Here is a 17,777-nt window from a genome sequence, read left to right as displayed (position 1 = left end):
GGAGGCGGCAGCGCAGCGTGACCACGCAGGGCCCCGCTCGTGCCGACAACAAACACAGCATGAGCGGTCGAGCCCGCAGGCGGCAGCGCAGAGGGGACAGTGCATGAGCGGCTATTGCGTGATCGGCGCCGGTGCGGCGGGTTTGGCGACCGCGCGTGAGTTCGCCTCGCACGGTTTGGATTTCGAGGTGCTCGAGGCGGCCGACGGGATCGGCGGGATCTGGGACGCACGGCGTCCGGACTCACCGGTCAGCCACAACACGCACGTGATCGCGTCCAAGGGTGTGCAGGCGTTCTCGGGATTCCCGATGCCCGAGAACTATCCGGACTATCCGGGGCACGAACTCGTGCTGCGCTATCTGCACTCCTACGCCGACGCCTTCGACCTGTGGCCGCGCATCCGGTTGAACACCTCGGTGCAGCGCGTCGAACCAGGGGAAGGCGGCTGGGTGGTCACTCTGGCCGACGGCTCCGAGCGACGCTACGCCGGGGTGGTCGTCGCCACGGGGCACGACCGCACCCCGCGGCGCATCGATATCCCCGGCTCGGGCACGGTGCCCGTGCTGCATTCCAGCGAGTACCGCCATCCCGAACAGGTGCTCGGCAAGCGAGTGCTGGTGATCGGGGCCGGGCAGTCGGCGGCCGACATCCTGTCCGACTGCGCGGTCAACGCCGCGCTGACCCTGCACAGCAGCAGGCGCGGGTTCTACTGCATGCCCAAGTACATGCTGGGCCGCCCGACCGACAGCATGTTGCAAGGCAAGATGTGGCGGCCACTGCGCAAGCGGGCCTTCGAGCGGCTGTTCTCGTATCTGCGCGGCCGCTCCCGCACCTTCGGGCTCCCGGTGCCGGATTTCACCGACGGCATCGTCATCCCGATGCTCGGCGACCAGCTGCATCACCACTACACCCACGGCGACATCACGCCCAAACCGGACGTCACCGCGATCGACGACGACCGGGTGACCTTCACCGACGGCACCGAGGAGAAGGTCGATCTGGTGGTGCTGGCCACCGGCTTCGTGCCGAACTATCCCGTCGTCGACCGGACCCATCTGAACTGGGCCGGCGACAGCCTGCGACCGGGCCTGTATCTCAACATCTTTCCGCCGCACACCCGCGACCTGTTCGTCGTCGGGATGGTGCGGCCGATCGGTTCGCACTGGGATGTCTACGAGAAACAAGCCGAGCTGGTCGCGCAGTACCTGCGGGCCAAGGCGAGCGATCCGCGGCGGGTCGAGCGTTTCGATCGCGCCACCGAGGGCCGCCAGCCAGACCTGTACGCCGGGTTGCGGCTCTACCACGCCGACCAGTACCCGCTGGTGGTGGAGAAGCAGGACTACGTGAACCAGCTGCGCAAGCACGCCAAGCTCTTGAAGTGAAAGGTCGTTCCATGAAAGCACCCGGGCCAGGTCTGGTGGAAACCGGACGCATGCTGCCGAAACTGGCGAAGAACCCGCTGACGACGGTGGGCGCGCTGCTGGAGGGCTACGGCGACGTCGTGCGGGTCAAGGCCGGCCCGATGCTGGTCTACCTCGTCGCGGACCCGGCGATGACCGAGTACGTACTCAAGGACAACTACACCAACTACCGCAAGAGCCCGATCTACGACGAGTTCAGCATCCTGCTCGGCGAGGGGCAGCTGACCACCAACAACCTGGAGTACTGGCGCACCCAGCGCAAGTTGATCTCCCCGGCGTTCTCCCATTCGCACGTCAAGGGTTTCGCCGACGACATCACCGACAGCGCCGCGGCGATGCTCGACCGCTGGGACGCCGCGGCCGGGCAGTTCCGCGACATCTATGACGACTACGTCGCACTGCTGCTCGCGGTGACCGGCCGGATCCTGTTCGGCCTCGACCTGTCCACCGACACCAGCCAGGTGACCGACGCGATGCGCGCGGCGTTCGCGCTGATCATGAAGCGGGTGAACGCGCCGGTGAAGCTGCCGCAATCCTTCCCGACACCGGAGGCCCGCCGGGTCGCGCGCAAGGTCGGTGAACTCGACGACGTGGTACGCCATCTCATCGACGAACGCCGCCGCGGCGGTGACACCACCGACGTGCTCACCGCGCTGGTGCGCGCCCGCGACGAAGGCGGTCAGGGCATGCGCGAGGAGGATCTGCTCAACGAGATCAAGACCCTGCTCGTGGCCGGGCACGAGTCCCCGGCCAACGCGCTGTCGTGGGCATGCTACCTGCTGGCCACCCATCCGGAGATCCAGGAGAAGCTGGCCGGGGAAGTGCGCGCCGTGCTCGGCGACCGCAGCCCGTCCTTCGCGGATCTGGGGCAGCTGAGTTACTGCCGCATGGTGATCGAAGAGACGATGCGGCTGTACCCGCCCGCCTGGATCGTCGAGCGCACCCCCATCGCCGACGACGAGATCGGCGGCTACCATGTGCCCGCGGGCGCGCGAGTCACGTTGTGCATGTACTACATCCACCGCGACAAACGGCTGTGGGACGACCCGGAGGAGTTCCGTCCGGAACGTTTCGCCGACGCGGCGGTGGCCGAGCGGCACAAGTTCGCGTTCTTCCCGTTCTCCGGTGGCCCGCGTATCTGCCTCGGCAAGGACATGTCGATGACGGAGATGGTCCTGATCCTGGCCATGACGGTGCAGCGTTTCCGGCTCGAACTCGACCACACCCACCCGGTGGTACCGCTGGCCTCGGTGAATTTGCGCCCTGAATCGGGCATCCGCATCCGCCCGGTCCGCCGCGTCACCGAGCCCGTGACGACCTGACCGGGCTGTCCGGCCACCCCGTGGAGCGGGTTCGACATCTCACCGGTCGGGATGTCGTATGCCCGCTGGGGTGTTCGGGAGGCGGGTGATCCGCGCGCGGTCGCCGCTCAGCATGGCAGCGCTGCCGCGTCCGGACACTTCGGTCGAGGACCGGGCGCACCCGCGGCCCCGGACCGGGTGATGCCGGTGACCTGGGCCAGTCCCCACACAACCAGTGCGGCGAGGGAGTAGGCCGCGCCGGCCCAGCAGGAGGCCTGCCATCCCCGGGTGCTGTATGCCCAGGTGGTCGTGAGTGCGCCGAGGGCGGATCCGAGCGAGTAGAAGGCCATATAGGCGCCGATGACGCTGCTGGCCTGGTGCGGATGTGCCGTGGTCAGCAGATGCTGGCTACCGACATGTACTGCCTGGACGGCGAAGTCGAGGAGAACGATGCCGATGGCGAGCAGCCACAGGGTTGTTTCGGTCCGGGCGATGAGCGACCAGGAGGCGGTGAGCACCACCAGTGCGGATCCGGTGATCGCCTGTGCGTGTCCGGAGTCGGCCCATCGTCCCGCGCGGGCGGCGCCGAGAGCTCCGGCCAGGCCCGCCACTGCGAACAGGCCGATCTGCGTGGTGCCGAAGTTCCACGGGTCGGCGCCGAGGGGCAGGGCCAGCCCGCTCCAGAGGGTTCCGAAGGACGCGAAGGCGAAGAACGCGATCAGGCCTCGGCTCACAAACAGGCGATCCGTGCGCGCGAGCCGCCCCATCGATGCCAGCACCTGCGCGTATCGCGCGCCGGGAGTTCCGCAGTCCGGGTCGAGTGCCGCGCGGACGGTGAGGGCCAGAGCCAGGCAGAGTGCGGCGAGCAGCGCGTACACCGCACGCCAGCCGACCGTGTCGCCCGAGACCCCGGCCAGGACGCGGACGCCGAGGATACCGATCACTACCCCGGAGGTGACCGCGCCGATATTGCGGCCCCGCTCGCCCGGCGCGGAGACGGCGGCGACGTAGGCGACGGTTACCTGAACCACGACCGCGAACAGTCCCGCCACCGCCAGCCCCGCCACCGCGACGGCGCCGTTCGGTGCGGCGGCCGCGACTGCGGCTCCGGCGGCGGTGAGGACCAGATGCACGGTGATGAGCCGCCGACGATTCACCACGTCGCCGAGCGGGACCAGCAGGATCAGACCGGCGAAGTACCCGACCTGCCCGGCGGCGACCAGCACGCCCAGCGACTCGGGTGCCACTCCCAGGCCGGCGCCCGCTGCTTCCAGAACCGGCTGTATCGCATAGATCGTCGATACGGCCACTGCGCACACCAGCGCCAGGACGAATCGCTGCGGCCTTGTGACTCCTGTCGCCACCACACCTCCCACATCAGTAGCAAAATGCAACCATTCGAGAATAGGTAATAATGGTTTCGAATTGCAACTGATGGGAGGCTCATGACCACGACGCTCGGTACCGGCCGCGAGTGGACCGATCCCACGTGCCCGGTCGCGCGAACCGTCGACCTCGTGGGCGACCGGTGGAGCCTGCTGATCGTGCGCGACGCCATGGACGGCGCCGCGAGCTTCACCGACTTCCAGCAGCGGCTCGGGATCGCCCGCAACATCCTCACCGATCGCCTGCGCAGGTTGGTCGACCACGGCATCCTCACCACGAGCACCGCCCCTGGCGGCAAGCGACACAGCTACGCACTCACCGGAGCCGGCCAAGACCTCTTCACCCTCGTCGTGGCGTTGCGCCAATGGGGAGAACGCCACACCTTCACCGACGACGAACCCCACTCCACGCTCGTCGACCGTGACGGCAGCCCCGTCGCCCCCCTGCGCACCGAAAACCACAAGGGCGAGCGCGTCACCGCGGCGACCACCCGAGTTCGCAAGGTGAGCGAACACGACACTTCGGTGGCCGACGCGTAATCGGACGCACGGCGACTACGCCGAATCCGTTCCGCGGTGCGGCTACCGGAACCCGGGGGTGTTCCAGGCGAGCGACGACATTGGCTTCCAGTTCGAACCGTCTGCGCAGTTCTTCGTCCTCCGACACCGCGCGATTGAGCAGTTTGAGCGCCACCAGTCGCGGCAGCCGTGGGTGGCGGGCCAGATAGACGGTGCCCATACCGCCTTGCCCGAGCACTCCCTCGATCAGGTAGCCGGCGAACGACTCGTGCTGCCCAACATCTTTCGGCCCCCTTTGGATACAGCCCACCCGGACCGAGGGCAGCATATCCGCTTCCGGATCGGAGGTCCGGCTGCCCTCGTTCCGGCTGCCCTCCGGGTGGGCCGCGTCACCGAGCCGGTGACGACCTGACGACCATTGGAGCCGCGCCGCCGGTCGACGCCCGCGCCGCCCTCCGGCGCGGCGGCTTCGGGAGCGGCCGAATGCTCGACCCGCGGGTCCTACACCTCGGACGAGCCCCTGCCAGGAGCGGCGGTAGCGAGCCACGCCTCGCGGGCACTGGGGTAGCGCGGAGACCAGGAGGTGGCGGCACGAAAGCGGCTGTTGCTCACTCGAAGTGATCGGGTCAGGGACGTGAGCCGGTGACCGCCGAGCAGCGCGGCCCGGCCGGGGACACGCAGCCAGGGCCGTTTGCCCGCGGCCGCGGCCAGGGCGGTGGCGTACTCGCGTTTGGTGAGCGGTTCGTCGTCGACGATGTTGTAGGTGCCCGCTGGGGCGGTGAGCGCCGCGATGACGGCCGCGGCCGCGTCGGTCAGGTGAATCGTGGAGGTGTATGCGTCGGCGCGGCCCAGTACCGGCGCGATGTGGCGGCGGGCCATGGCGAGCATTTGTTCGCTGTGGGCGGCACCGACGCCGCAGAAGACACCGAAGCGCAACACGATTCCGCTTCCGCCCGCTGTTGTGAGGCGATGGGCGTTGTCCTCGGCGGCGATGCTGCACAGGGCGCGGGGGTAGCGGTCGGCGCGGACGTCCTCGGTGATCCACTCGGACCCGCTGTCCGGGTAGATCATGCTGATCGATTCCTGGATCAGCCGGTCGACACCGGCGGCCAGTGCGGCATCGACCAGGGCCGTCGACCCGTCGATGCGAACATGCTCGTTTCTGCGCCAAGCGCGGTCGGACATGAACTGTGCGACCGAGGGCAGGGCGCTGGCCATGTTCACCACGGCGTCGTGCCCGGCGATCGCGGCGCTCAGTTGGTCTCGATCGAACAACGACGCCGTGACCGGCCTCGCCCCTCGAGCGCGCACCACGGCCGCCTTCTCGTCGGTACGCACCAATGCCGTCACCTCGTGGCCCGCTTCGACCGATGCCGCGACGACATATCGTCCGATCGCGCCGGTCGATCCCGCGACGAAGACCTTCATGACCAGATCCTAGTGCGAACGAGAGTGTCGATGCTCGAGCACCGCATCGGCGTTACCAAGCGCACCCGCGCCGACGCGGATGCTCGCCGAATTGGAAAGCCGCCCCACCCCCGCACAGCAACTCGCCGCGATGGCAGGTTACGACCGGCGCCTGTTCGAACGCGCCGGCGACCTCATCGTCTTGATCCGTGATTCCGGGCGCACCGAACCCGAACTGGCCACCCTCTACGCGCAGGCGCGTGCAGTCGCCGACCGAATGCGCGCCGAAGTGTTCTCGTCGTGGCCACACGGCACACTGCGACCCGGCCTGGACGTATCCACCGCCACCGACATCTACGCCGCACTGTGCAACATCGACGTCTACGCCACGTTCATCACCGAACGCACCTGGTCACCCGAGGCAGTCGAACGCTGGTGGAGCGAAGCGCCGGCCCGCGAACTGCTGGCTCCGTGAGCGGACCCGGGTCGGCTGGATCAACGCGATTGTTCGCGGGTCCCGGTGCTGCCCAGTAACTCTCGGCTCAATGCCACCAATTCGCTGATCGTGAGAGCTTCCTCACCCGGAGCCGGGTTCGGATCGGCCGCAGGGGTTGTGGGGGGATGCTCGGCTGCCGGGTACGGCGCTGTGAGCCGAGTGCTCAGTTCGGCGGCCAGTAGCTCGACCGTGGGGCAGCCCCAGATGATGGCGGCGGGCACGTCGATGCCCAGGCGGGCAGTGAGGCGGGTGGCCAGTTCCACGGCGTGCACCGAGCCGATGCCGAGCTGGTCGAAGTTCTGGCGGACGGCGACGCGGTCGGGGACGATGCCGACGACTTCGGCCAGTTCCCTGGTGACCAGCGCGGCGAGCGACACGGTATCGGGCTCGGCGGTGTCTTCCGGCGCGCTGAGCGCGGCAGCCGGCTCGATCGTCGCCGGCTGCGTTCCCGAATCCTTGACGCCGGCTTCGACCGGTGCGGAATTCTGCGCTGACGACACGACCGGCGCGGCACCGGTCGTCTGCCCGATGGGTGCGCGATCACGAACCGGACGATCAACGGATTCGGACGAAAGGAGATCGGCTGCCGAATCGCGCGCGGCGACGCCGTGTGCTTCGGCGTGCGTCTCCGCAACCGCCCAGTGCCGTTCCCGCTGGAACGGATAGGTGGGTAGCGTGATCGGCCGCCCGGGCGGGTTCACGGCCGCCCAGTCCGGCTCGATGCCACGCTGGAACAGCATCCCCGCCGCGGTGAGCAAGTCGCGACGGGCGACGGTGCCGGGCCGTAAGGCCGCCGAGAGCACGAGACTCAGCGCTTCGTTCTCCGTGCCGTCGACGTCGCCGGATACGGTCCCGTCGAGGAACTCGACAACCTGGCCCACGTCGTCGGCTACCACCGAAAGCCGGTGCTGAAAAGGCCTTCTCGTCGCCAGAGTGTGCGCGAGGTCACCGAGGAGCACGCCGGGGTTGTGCACCAGATGCTCGCGCAGCCGGAAAGCGTGCGCCCGAAGCGCGGTCTCGGTGCGCGCCGACAGCACCACCAGGCGCTCGGAGGAGTCGGGGGCGGTCAATGGGTCGGGCGGAGGGGCCGCTTCGGCGATGACGTGAGCATTGGAGCCTCCGAAACCGAAAGCGCTCACCGCGGCGCGTGCCGGACCATCGTGCTGCGGCCACGGCATTGCGGTATCGGCGACACGCACTCCAGCGCTCGCCGGGTCGAAATATCCGGGCGCACGGTCGAAATGGAGACTACGCGGAATGCGGCGGTGCGACAGAGCGAGCGCGACCTTCACCAGTCCCGCCATACCCGCGGCCGCCTCGGTGTGCCCGATATTCGTTTTGATCGACCCGACCCTCAGCGGCGAGCCCGGGGCGCGGCCGATGCCGTAGACCTCGGCCAGCGCGGACAGTTCGGCGCGATCACCGACCGCGGTGCCGGTGCCGTGCGCCTCCACGTAGTCGATCGTCAGCGGGTCCACCCCGGCCTGCGCGCAGGCGCGACGGATCAGTTGCCGCTGCCCGTCTGCGCTGCTGGCGGGCATGGATCGGTGCCTGCCGTTGTTGTTGGTGGCGCTGCCCAGCAGGGTGCAGTACACGCGGTCGCCGTCGCGCAACGCCTGCCGCAGTGGTTTGAGGATCACCACCGCGCCGCCTTCGCCGCGGGCGTAGCCGTCGGCGGAGGCGTCGAAGGTGCGGGACCGGCCCTGCGCGGACAGCACACCCAGCGCGGACAGCCCGATCGCGGTCTCCGGTATCAGATTCAGCTGCACCCCGCCCGCGACCGCCAGCGCGCTCTCACCCGCCCGCAGCGCCTGGCAGGCCAGATGCACCGCGACCAGCGATCCCGCGCAGGAGGCGTTCACCGTCATGCTGGGGCCGTCGAAACCCAGGAAGTACGACACCCGGTTGGCGATCACGCCTTCGACATCTCCGGTACTGGTGAACGGGGTGATGGCGGTGGCGCCACGGGAGAGTTTGACGGCGCGATAGTCGTTGAACTTATTGGCGAAATACACGCCGGTCCGCGGCACCCGATCGGGCCGGATAGCCGCGTCCTCGAACGCCTCCCACGCCAGTTCCAGCGCCAAGCGTTGCTGCGGATCCATATCGGCCGCTTCCCGTGGGGTAATCCCGAAGAATTCGGCGTCGAAACCCGCTACATCCGCCAGATACCCACCGGCGACCGACACGGTCTTGCCCGCGGCGGCGCGGTCGGAGCCTCGGTAGTCACCCGACCAGCGCCCCGGCGGCGGTTCGTCGGCGACCGCGTCGGTCTCCTCGATCAGCAACCGCCACAACGCTTCCGGAGAATCGGCGCCCCCGGCGAAGCGACAGCTCATGCCGATCACGGCGATCGGCTCCGCGGCGCGGGCCGCACCGTTGAATGCCGTCTGCTGAGAACGGGTGCGCCGCTTGGCCTTCTTCACGCTTCTCACCTACCCGCATTCCACCGACCGTGCACCCGTGGAACAAGCGGTGCGGTGAATCTGCCGATCTTGTTGTGGGGTCGGGACATGTGCCGGAGACTTTACCTGTGCTGTTTTCCGAACGCCCCGTTTTCGCTCGGGTGACGTCCGCGCTGGGGGGCGAGGCACGGCGTCGAGAACTCCTCCGTTTCGCCTCTGTCGGTGTCGCCGCGTTCACGCTGGACACCGCGGTGTTCCTGACCTTGAAGAGCACCGTGCTCGAGGCGTATCCGGTCACGGCGAAAGTGGTCGCGGTGCTGGCGGCGATCACATTGTCGTATGTGCTCAACAAGCAGTGGTCCTTCGACGGGCGCGGCGGCCGGCGCGGGCACCACGAGGCGGCGTTGTTCTACTTGGTCAGTTTCCTGGCCGTCGCGATCAACACCGCACCGCTGTGGGTGTCGCGGTATGTGCTGCATCTCGAGGTGCCCGAGGTCTCCCGTTTCACCCAGAACGTGGCCGACTTCGTGGCCGCGCAGCTGATCGGCACCGCGCTGGGCATGGTGTTCCGTTTCTGGGCATTCGTGCGGGTGGTGTTCCCGGACGAGGTCGAGCGCCCCGGCGCGGGGTGAGCCGGCCAGTTGCGCTCAGCCTGATGACAACCCTGTCCGGCGCGATCGCCCACCGTGCGGGCCGCGGCGCCCCGCCGCGATACCCCGGCCGCGCGTTCGCACGCCGCGCGGGTGGTAGGAAAGGGGGCGTGTCCGCAACTGGCGAAGGAATCGACCCGAACAGAAGCTCGCGCGCGGTGTCGGAAGTGGTGGAGCTGGTCAGTACGCTGATCCGCTTCGACACCTCCAATACCGGTGATCTGGCCACCACCAAGGGTGAGCGCGAATGTGCGCAGTGGGTGGCCGACCAGCTGCACCAGGCGGGATATGTCACCGAATACGTCGAATCCGGCGCGGAAGGTCGGGGGAATGTCTTCGCGCGGCTGGAAGGCGCCGATCCGAGTCGTGGCGCCCTGATGATCCACGGACACCTGGATGTGGTGCCCGCCGAGGCCGCGGACTGGAGCGTGCATCCGTTCTCCGGCGCGGTGCGCGACGGCTACGTGTGGGGTCGCGGCGCGATCGACATGAAGGACATGGTCGGGATGGCGCTGGCGGTGGCCCGCCAGTTCAAACTCGAGGGGACGGTGCCGCCGCGCGATCTGGTCTTCGCTTTCCTCGCCGACGAGGAGAACGGCGGCAAGTGGGGCTCGCAGTGGCTCGTGGACAACCGCCCCGATCTGTTCGACGGCGTCACCGAGGCGGTGGGGGAGGTCGGCGGGTTCTCGCTGACCGTGCCGCGCCCCGACGGCACCGAACGCAGGCTGTATCTGGTGGAGACCGCCGAGAAGGGTCTGGGCTGGATGCGGTTACGCGCCAAGGCCCGCGCGGGCCACGGGTCGTTCCTGCACGAGGACAACGCGGTCACGATCCTCGCCGACGCGGTGGCCCGGCTGGGCAAACACACCTTCCCCGTGGTGCTCTCGGAGTCGGTGGCCGCCTTCCTGGCCGCCGTCGCCGAGGAGACGGGTCTGCAATTCGATCCGTCGAGCCCGGACATCGAGGGCCAGCTGGCGAAGCTGGGCACCATCTCCCGCATCATCGGCGCCACGCTGCGCGACACGGCCAACCCCACCATGCTGCAAGCCGGCTACAAGGCCAACGTGATCCCGCAGACCGCCGAGGCCGTGGTGGACTGCCGTGTGGTGCCCGGGCGGCAGGCGGCGTTCGAGCGTGAGGTGGACGAGCTGATCGGCCCCGACGTCGAACGCGAGTGGATCACCAAGCTCGACTCCTATGAGACGACCTTCGACGGCGACCTGGTCGACGCGATGAACAACGCCGTGCTGGCCCACGACCCGCGCGGCCGCACCGTGCCCTACATGCTCTCCGGCGGCACGGACGCGAAAGCGTTCGCCCGGTTGGGCATTCGATGCTTCGGTTTCGCACCGCTGCAGTTGCCGCCGGAGCTGGACTTCACCGCGCTGTTCCACGGCGTCGACGAGCGGGTGCCGGTCGAGGCGCTCGAGTTCGGCACGCGCGTACTGGAACATTTCCTTCTGCACAGCTGATCCGATCCGGAAGAGAGGTTTCATGACCTACAACCCCTACGACGCGCTTCCGCAGGTGCCGTCGTTCACCCTCACCTCCACCGACGTCACCGACGGCCAACCGTTCGACAACGAGCAGGTCAGCGGCATCTTCGGCGCGGGGGGCAAGGACATCTCCCCGCAGCTGTCCTGGTCGGATTTCCCTGCGGAGACCAAGAGCTTCGCGGTGACGGTGTACGACCCCGACGCCCCCACCGCCTCCGGCTTCTGGCACTGGGCCGTCGCCGACATCCCCGTGAGCGCGACTTCCCTGCCCGCGGGTGCGGGCAGCGGTGAAGAAGGCGGCGCACTGCCGACCGGCGCGATCACCCTGCGCAACGACGGCGGTTTCCACGGCTTCGTCGGCGCCGCTCCGCCGCCCGGCCACGGCCCGCACCGCTACTTCATCGTCGTGCACGCCGTCGACGTCGAAAGTCTCGGCATCGACGAGAACGCCACGCCCGCCTACCTCGGCTTCAACCTGTTCTCCCACACCCTCGCCCGCGCGATCTTGATCGCCACCTACGAGCAGCACTAGAGCCCCGTCACGTGATTGTGGCCCTGAGCGAAACGCTCGGGGCCACAGCGCTTTCCGATGCACCTCATCCCAGGTCTCGGGTGGTTCTGCGGCACGCTCTGGCGTCCTGTCTGCTTCTGATCCTCCGGCGCGCGAACGACGAAACCCACGACGGCTACTCGCGCCGTGGGTTTCGATCCACAAGCCCCCAGCCGCGCGGCGACACGAACTCCATCTCGGCCAGGCCCGCGCGCCGCGCGCTAACCCGACCAGTCGGTATTCCCAGGAGTGGGTTCGCTGTCGTCGCGCCGCCACTGTCCGCAAGCGCTACGCTGCCGCTGGACAGCCGCCCAAGTGGGCGCGCGAAGGACTGATGAGGGTACGAACTTGATCATTCGCACGGAAACCGCCTGGGTGCTCTTCTTCGCCGGGCTCATCTTCCTGTGGGCGCTGGTTCTCGGCGTGTGGAAATGGCAGGCGATGACCACCTCGCCGGACGGTCTGGCACACCCCTACGTCGACATCGCCCACCGCGCCGCACTGCTGTACTCGTTCGCCACCGGATTGATCGCCTGGTTCGTCGAATTGTCCGGCTGGCCGACGGCGGTGAACGCCACCGCGGCCGGGGCGATCATCGCACTGTTCGTGGTGACGATCGCGAACTACATCCGCCTGGGATTGCAGCGCGAGACCGACAACCAGATGCGCAACCCTCCGCCGTCGATGCGTTTCGTCCTCGCCGCTCTGATCATCGGTGAGATCGGCGGATTCTGCGTACTCCTGGTCGGCTTCGCCGTAGAGCAGTTGGCGTAGTCCCGGCTCACTACGCATGCGGGGTACGGCGCGATCCTCTACCGCCGCCACCAGCTGGTCCACACACTGGTAGGCATCGCATAAGCCGTTCGCGAACCACTCGGCATCGAGCAGCGGGAAGTAATCGTGCCACGAGCAACGCGCGAGTTCGTTCGTTGAAGTCCGCCGTCAACGAACGACGTATTCTGCGGTCGCCGAACCGCGCAGAACGGGGCGGCAAGAATCGCCGTAACTAGCGAGCGCGGGGCTCTCCCTCGTCGACCAGCAGCGCACACTCGACGGTCGGGTCCGACTGCGGTTCCCTCCATCGGTTGCGCGCGACGCGCCGGACCTCCCAAGCGGCTGCGGAGCGGGCCCCGGGCCGGGACGAATGCAAACCTTCAGCGCCACGAAATCCGACCAGGGACACAAGGCTGTCGCTGGGCTTCTGCTCGTGTCAGGGCCGGTCGAATTCACCTCGAGCTACTGCAGTTGTGAATGCGTCCCAGGCGCTATTGGTGAACATGAGGGCTGAACCCGTCGGGTTTTTGGAATCTCGCGTGCCGATCAGCCCGCCGTCCAGGAATGCCACCTCGACGCAATCCTGGTTAGGTCCGCTGCGACTGCTCTTGAACCACGCCGCCTTCGCCAGGTCGGAATTCACCCGCCATACTCCTTAGCGATCTTCAACACCAGTTCCCTGGTTTCCTGCTCATCCAGCGCGGCGGCGCGAATCGCCTTGCACGCCGTCCTGTACTGGTCGATCTCAGTGGGCTTGTCCAGGTAGAGAGCACCCGTGTAGCCCTCAACGTACACCACCGGCGGCTCGGTGAAGGACTGCAATGCTGGGAACTCCATGAGCGTGAAAGATCCCGTTATCAGGGGAATCACACGATCGGTGTCGAATGGCACCACGCGAAGCGTCACGGTGGGCAACCGCGAAACAGCCAGGATATGGTGGAGTTGTTCCGTCATAACCGGTGGCCCACCAACCCGGTATCTCAGCCCCGCCTCTCCGAGGTACACGTTCATGCTGAAGCGGTCGCGCGATTCCTGTAGGCGCTTCTGGCGCGTGGCCGCGATCTCGATCCGACGCTCGACATCGGCTGTGGGCATTCCGGGATACGCGCCCCAGATCACCGCACGCCGGTAAGCAGGGGTCTGGAGCAAGCCGGGAAGCAAGGTGAGATGGAAGGTGGTCAGCTTCTTGGCCGCTTCTTCCAATCCGAGATAGAGATCGAAGTAGGTGGGCACCGCATCGCCGTAGGCATGCCACCATCCGGTCCTCTTGGTTTCACGAACCAGGCCCATGAGCGCTGCCGTGTCATCCTCGTCGACTCCATACAGTTCACAGAGGGCCTTGATGTAGATGTCCTTGAGCTTCACACCCTGACCTCCTTCCAACCGCCACATGGTTTGCGGGGACACCTCGATGACTCTGCATGCCTGCGCGACTGTCACACCGGAAGCCTCGCGTAGCTGACGCAGTCGGCGGCCCAACATGCGACGCGGAACTGTAGAGCCCGAACTCTCGGTCATTAGCCAACCTCACGGCGGTAGGTGAATTTGGAAGGATCTGCACAGCCACTCTGGAAGATGGAGAAAAATCCAGACTACTCGCGCGCTGGAATATTCCAAATGCTGCCGCATGGGCGTCTACTAGGGGTGCGTCAGGCACTCCGAGCGAAACACGAAGTCGCACGGGGCCGTCGACTCCCCTCAGCGAAAGGCTGACTGCGGCGAACCGGGCGCGACTCATCCAGTTGTGCAATCCAGTAGGGGGTTCCATGGTTCAGATAGCTTTCGGACGCACACCACTGTCCCGGTGCGCCTACTACCGGCAGGTGTGCGACCTGCCCGCGGAGGTGGATCCACCTCAGGTGGGGCGCATCGTGCTACGTATGGGGGTGGCGTGGGCGGTGATCATGCCAGCCACGCTGGGCCAGGATGTGAAGGTCTGGATGCAGCGGCACCACCATCGGATCGGCCCGATCATGTCGCATCCCCGGTCGAAACGGTGGACGTATCTGACGCAGCCCGACCTGCCGGATGACATCTCGCTGTTCGCCGAGATGTTCCGGCTCGACGTCTCGTTGGTGCGCGCCGGCGGAACCGTGGCGCTGCCGAGTCCGGCCGATCGGGGGACTACGTTCCGCGCCTGGGTCGCTCGCCCCGACAGCGCTTTTCGTCCCTCCGGAAGCGTCGTGGTGGCCGCTATCCGTGGATGCGTGGCGGAGCGGGTTGCACGACGGAAGCGAGGCTTCACGTATGCCTGAAAGGTATTGCAGGGCATGGAAGGTTCCGGCGTACCACGGGATCGGCCCCCTCGGATTCCAGCAGGCCGATAGGCACGACGACCCCACGGAGCGGCGGCGGTGAACGGTGCTGAGCGCCGCGGTTCTCCGCTACCGTCCGAGCCGGATGTCCACTTGTCGGTGTTCTGGCACGGCGCCCGGATGGATTACATCGCCTGCGTCACCGCGGCGTGCCTGTTCGTGCAGGAGTGGCGTGCCCGGCACTGGCACGACGCGGTCGAGGTGTCGATGCACGACATCGAGGGGTATCCGCGATTGCCTTGTGAGCGGTTGTATCTGGAGCCGTGAAGGTCCACGCCGTCAGGAGGGGGCGTCGTAGACCAGGGTGTAGCGCCAGAACAAGCGACGGCGGATTCGGGCGCCGGGCAGTTCCCGCGCGGCGGCGGCGCGGATGTCGGCGAGGGTCTCGGTCGGCTCGGCGGTGGGTGCCGTCATGTGCGGGGGCAGCGTTTCGGCGCGAGCCGGGTGCTTGATCAGTCCCATGACGGGGTTGGCGGCGATGGCCGGCAGGTCGGCGAGGACATCGAGGGGTCCGCAGTGGCGGTAGCAGCCGACGACCGCGAGTCGCCCGCCCGGGGCCAGACAATCGCGCAGTTCCCGCAACGTGGGCACCAAGGGGAGGTGATGCAGGACGGCGACGAGGGTGATGGCGTCCCAGCGTCGCTGCTGGTCGCGACCGGAGAAGTCGGCTTCGACGATGGTCATCGCGGGGTCGCCGGCGAAACGTCGCGCCGCCAGGCGGGCGGTCGCGGGGTCTGGCTCGAGCGCGGTGACGGTGGCGACGCGGTCGCGCAGCCGGGCGGCGAGGTTGCCTGTGCCGCATCCGACGTCGAGGACATGATGGGCTCCGGCCGCTGCCACCTGGCGTACGACCCACCCACCGTAGTGGTCGTTGTGGCTCCACGGATGTCGCCGATTGAACCGGTCGAGTCGAGACAGCAGCACCGTTCCATTCTCACGGCGGCCGCGGCGGTCGGCATCCTGGGCCTCGAGGATCGAGCGTGAAAGACTGTGGCCCTGGACGTAATGCCCAGGGCCACAGTGCGTTCCGGCGAGCTTACTTGACGCTGATCACCCGGTCGGAGGGTTCCTTGGCGTACAGCGCCTCGATCTCGGCCTGATATTTGGCCGCGATGGGGGCGCGCTTGAGCGACATCTTCGGGGTCAGTTCGTCCCCGCCGGGCTCCCAGACGGCGCCGAGGACGGTGAACCGTTTGATCTGCTCGACGCGGGAGAGCTTGGCGTTGCCCGCCTGGACCGCCGCCAGTACCTCGTCGATGATCTGCCTGCGGGTGGCCAGGGCGGCGATGTCCTCGCCGGTGGCGTCGAGTTCCTTGGCGCGGATGGCGGCGACGTCGGGGTCGAGCACGATCAGGGCGGCGATGTAGGGCTTGGCGTCGCCGATGGCGACGACTTGGCCGATCAGCGAGGAGGCCGCTTTCACCGAGTTCTCGATGCTGGTGGGGGCGATGTTCTTGCCCGCCTCGTTGATGATCAGTTCCTTCTTGCGGTCCACGATCCGCAGGTAGCCGTCGGCGTCGAGCGTGCCGATGTCACCGGTGCGCAGCCAGCCGTCGGAGTCGATGGCCTCGGCGGTCTTGTCGGGCATGTTGCGGTAGCCGCGGGTGACGATCGGGCCGCGCACCAGCACCTCGCCGTCGGCGTCCAGGCGCAGTTCCATGCCGTCGACCGCGCGCCCGACCGAGCCGGGGCGGGGCTTGTCCAGCTCGGTGTAGGTGCCCACACCGGTGGTCTCCGACATGCCCCACACCTCGCTGACGGTGAAGCCGAGGCCGAGGAAGTATTCCAGGGTCTCCGGCGGGATGGGGGCGGCGCCGGAGGAGGCGACGCTCAGCTGATCGAGCCCGAGCGCGTGGCGCAGCTTGGACAGCACCAGCGTCTCGGCGATCTTGTGCTGCGCACCGAGCAGGGGACCGCGGCCTTTACCGGCCAGATCGGCGCGGGCGGCGGCGATTCCGGTGCTGATCGCCCAGTTGGCCAGCGCTTTCTTGACCGGGCTCGGTTCTTCGGCGAGTTTGCCCTCCACCCCGGCTTTGATCTTCTGCCACACCCGCGGGACGCCGAAGAAGATGGTCGGGCGCGCGTCGGGCAGGGCGGCGGCGACCTCACGCGGGTCGGGCACGGTGGTGATCTGGATGCCGGTGAGCAGGTTGATCGCGTGGCCGGAGATCCGGTCGGCGACGTGCGCGGCGGGCAGGTAGGACACCGCGCGGTCGTCCAGGCCGACCTGCAGCGGGCCGTTGACCAGGGCGATGATCTGGGCGAGCACGTTGCGGTGGGTGATCTCCACGCCCTTGGACGGGCCGGTGGTGCCGGAGGTGTAGATCAGGGTGGCCAGGTCGTCGGCGCCGACGGCCTGCCAGGCGGCGTCGAAATCGAACTCGGCGGCGGGCGCGGCCTCGACCTGTTCGAGGGTGACGGCGCCCTCGGCGGGGCCGTCGACCATGATGATGTGCTCGAGCGGCACCCCCGCCGCGGTGATCCGGTCGAGGAAGACCTGTTCGGTCACGACGACTTTGTTGCCCGCGTTGGTGAACAGGTGGGTGATCTGCTCGGGGGAGCTGGTGTTGTAGATGGAGAACGGGGTGGCGCCCAGGTGCAACGCGGCGGTGTCGACGAGATTGAACTCGGGACGGTTGGTGAGCATGATGCCGACGGTGTCACCGTGGCCGACGCCGAGTCCGGCCAGACCCGCGGCGATCGAGCGCACCCGTTCGGCGTACTGGCGCCAGGTGTATTCCTGCGTGCCACCCACCTTGCGCAAGGCGATCTGGTCGGGACGCAGCCGTGCGGTCTCCTGGAATGCGGCGGGGACGGTGTACACCGTTTTGCCCGACTGGTGCGCGTATCCGATTTCTGTTGTCGTCATATCCCTGTTCCCGATAGCGCTGGCGTGAACCGGACGCCGGTATCCACCGGCGCACGATCCGGGACCCGAATGCTGACGCGGCGCGGCGAATGCACTGTCAGTCTCTCACGAGTCGGCGCGCCACATGTGGCGCGGCTCACTCATGGTAGCCACAGGAGGGAAGCGGGGTGGGGCAAACTTCAACAATCCT

Annotated in this window: 18 protein-coding genes; 11 read left to right on the top strand and 7 right to left on the bottom strand. The window is 67.7% G+C overall.

Annotated elements, in window-relative coordinates; translation table 11 throughout:
• The first annotated feature begins 103 nt into the window (after window positions 1-103).
• Both ACGF7Y_RS22750 and ACGF7Y_RS22745 read left to right on the top strand, forming a co-directional pair.
• Window positions 104-1,381 carry a flavin-containing monooxygenase gene (locus ACGF7Y_RS22750; RefSeq protein WP_393236585.1) on the top strand — a complete coding sequence of 426 codons (1,278 nt, stop codon included), beginning with the start codon at window positions 104-106 and terminating at the stop codon, window positions 1,379-1,381.
• 11 nt (window positions 1,382-1,392) lie between these two features.
• Window positions 1,393-2,742 carry a cytochrome P450 gene (locus ACGF7Y_RS22745; RefSeq protein ID WP_393236584.1) on the top strand — a complete coding sequence of 450 codons (1,350 nt, stop codon included), beginning with the start codon at window positions 1,393-1,395 and terminating at the stop codon, window positions 2,740-2,742.
• Window positions 2,743-2,849: 107 nt separating this feature from the next.
• Here the strand turns inward: ACGF7Y_RS22745 and ACGF7Y_RS22740 are convergent, their stop codons facing one another.
• The gene (locus tag ACGF7Y_RS22740; RefSeq protein ID WP_393236583.1) at window positions 2,850-4,085 is read right to left on the bottom strand and encodes an MFS transporter; all 1,236 of its coding nucleotides are present in this window, start codon (window positions 4,083-4,085) and stop codon (window positions 2,850-2,852) included.
• Window positions 4,086-4,166: 81 nt separating this feature from the next.
• Between ACGF7Y_RS22740 and ACGF7Y_RS22735 the strand changes: the two genes are divergently transcribed.
• Together ACGF7Y_RS22735 and ACGF7Y_RS22730 are read left to right on the top strand one after the other, a co-directional pair.
• Window positions 4,167-4,646, top strand: coding sequence for a winged helix-turn-helix transcriptional regulator (locus ACGF7Y_RS22735; RefSeq protein WP_393236582.1), 480 nt, complete (start codon window positions 4,167-4,169; stop codon window positions 4,644-4,646).
• A gap of 58 nt (window positions 4,647-4,704) precedes the next feature.
• Entirely contained in the window at window positions 4,705-5,037 is a 333-nt protein-coding gene (locus ACGF7Y_RS22730; RefSeq protein WP_393236581.1) for a hypothetical protein, read from the top strand.
• 89 nt (window positions 5,038-5,126) lie between these two features.
• Here ACGF7Y_RS22730 and ACGF7Y_RS22725 read toward each other — a convergent pair whose 3' ends face one another.
• Entirely contained in the window at window positions 5,127-6,053 is a 927-nt protein-coding gene (locus ACGF7Y_RS22725; RefSeq protein ID WP_393236580.1) for an NAD-dependent epimerase/dehydratase family protein, read from the bottom strand.
• Window positions 6,054-6,144: 91 nt separating this feature from the next.
• Here ACGF7Y_RS22725 and ACGF7Y_RS22720 point away from each other — a divergent pair, with 91 nt between their 5' ends.
• On the top strand, window positions 6,145-6,507 hold the full coding sequence (locus ACGF7Y_RS22720; protein ID WP_393236579.1) for a hypothetical protein: 363 nt from the start codon (window positions 6,145-6,147) through the stop codon (window positions 6,505-6,507).
• 20 nt (window positions 6,508-6,527) lie between these two features.
• Here the strand turns inward: ACGF7Y_RS22720 and ACGF7Y_RS22715 are convergent, their stop codons facing one another.
• Window positions 6,528-8,954: a beta-ketoacyl synthase N-terminal-like domain-containing protein gene (locus tag ACGF7Y_RS22715; protein WP_393236578.1), complete on the bottom strand. Its 2,427-nt coding sequence runs from the start codon at window positions 8,952-8,954 to the stop codon at window positions 6,528-6,530.
• A 107-nt stretch (window positions 8,955-9,061) separates the two neighbouring features.
• Here ACGF7Y_RS22715 and ACGF7Y_RS22710 point away from each other — a divergent pair, with 107 nt between their 5' ends.
• The 4 genes from ACGF7Y_RS22710 (at window position 9,062) to ACGF7Y_RS22695 (ending at window position 12,403) form a co-directional block, all read left to right on the top strand.
• Window positions 9,062-9,565 carry a GtrA family protein gene (locus ACGF7Y_RS22710; protein ID WP_393236577.1) on the top strand — a complete coding sequence of 168 codons (504 nt, stop codon included), beginning with the start codon at window positions 9,062-9,064 and terminating at the stop codon, window positions 9,563-9,565.
• Between the two features lie 128 nt (window positions 9,566-9,693).
• A complete protein-coding gene (locus ACGF7Y_RS22705; protein WP_393236576.1) occupies window positions 9,694-11,055 on the top strand; it encodes a M20/M25/M40 family metallo-hydrolase in 1,362 nt (453 codons plus the stop codon).
• Window positions 11,056-11,077: 22 nt separating this feature from the next.
• Window positions 11,078-11,611: a YbhB/YbcL family Raf kinase inhibitor-like protein gene (locus ACGF7Y_RS22700; RefSeq protein ID WP_393236575.1), complete on the top strand. Its 534-nt coding sequence runs from the start codon at window positions 11,078-11,080 to the stop codon at window positions 11,609-11,611.
• Window positions 11,612-11,977: 366 nt separating this feature from the next.
• Entirely contained in the window at window positions 11,978-12,403 is a 426-nt protein-coding gene (locus tag ACGF7Y_RS22695) for a hypothetical protein (RefSeq protein WP_393236574.1), read from the top strand.
• A gap of 436 nt (window positions 12,404-12,839) precedes the next feature.
• Here ACGF7Y_RS22695 and ACGF7Y_RS22690 read toward each other — a convergent pair whose 3' ends face one another.
• Window positions 12,840-13,046, bottom strand: coding sequence for a DUF397 domain-containing protein (locus ACGF7Y_RS22690; protein ID WP_393236573.1), 207 nt, complete (start codon window positions 13,044-13,046; stop codon window positions 12,840-12,842).
• Entirely contained in the window at window positions 13,043-13,885 is an 843-nt protein-coding gene (locus tag ACGF7Y_RS22685) for a helix-turn-helix domain-containing protein (protein WP_393236572.1), read from the bottom strand. The genes ACGF7Y_RS22690 and ACGF7Y_RS22685 overlap by 4 nt, the downstream gene beginning before the upstream one ends.
• 377 nt (window positions 13,886-14,262) lie before the next feature.
• Here ACGF7Y_RS22685 and ACGF7Y_RS22680 point away from each other — a divergent pair, with 377 nt between their 5' ends.
• Both ACGF7Y_RS22680 and ACGF7Y_RS22675 read left to right on the top strand, forming a co-directional pair.
• Complete coding sequence (locus ACGF7Y_RS22680) at window positions 14,263-14,658, top strand: DNA-directed RNA polymerase subunit beta (RefSeq protein WP_393236571.1); 396 nt, start codon at window positions 14,263-14,265, stop codon at window positions 14,656-14,658.
• 99 nt (window positions 14,659-14,757) lie between these two features.
• A complete protein-coding gene (locus ACGF7Y_RS22675; protein ID WP_393236570.1) occupies window positions 14,758-14,985 on the top strand; it encodes a hypothetical protein in 228 nt (75 codons plus the stop codon).
• A 12-nt stretch (window positions 14,986-14,997) separates the two neighbouring features.
• On the opposite strand, the gene ACGF7Y_RS22670 is transcribed toward ACGF7Y_RS22675, so the two are convergent.
• Both ACGF7Y_RS22670 and ACGF7Y_RS22665 read right to left on the bottom strand, forming a co-directional pair.
• Window positions 14,998-15,642, bottom strand: a complete 645-nt coding sequence (locus tag ACGF7Y_RS22670) for a class I SAM-dependent methyltransferase (RefSeq protein ID WP_393236569.1) — start codon at window positions 15,640-15,642, stop codon at window positions 14,998-15,000.
• Between the two features lie 112 nt (window positions 15,643-15,754).
• A complete protein-coding gene (locus ACGF7Y_RS22665) occupies window positions 15,755-17,587 on the bottom strand; it encodes an AMP-dependent synthetase/ligase (protein WP_393236568.1) in 1,833 nt (610 codons plus the stop codon).
• Between the last annotated feature and the right edge of the window lie 190 nt (window positions 17,588-17,777).

The sequence above is a fragment of the Nocardia sp. NPDC047654 genome, from assembly GCF_043205035.1.
Lineage (GTDB): Bacteria > Actinomycetota > Actinomycetes > Mycobacteriales > Mycobacteriaceae > Nocardia.
Note: the sequence above shows the minus strand (reverse complement) of the source record. Positions and strands in the feature narration are given on the sequence as shown.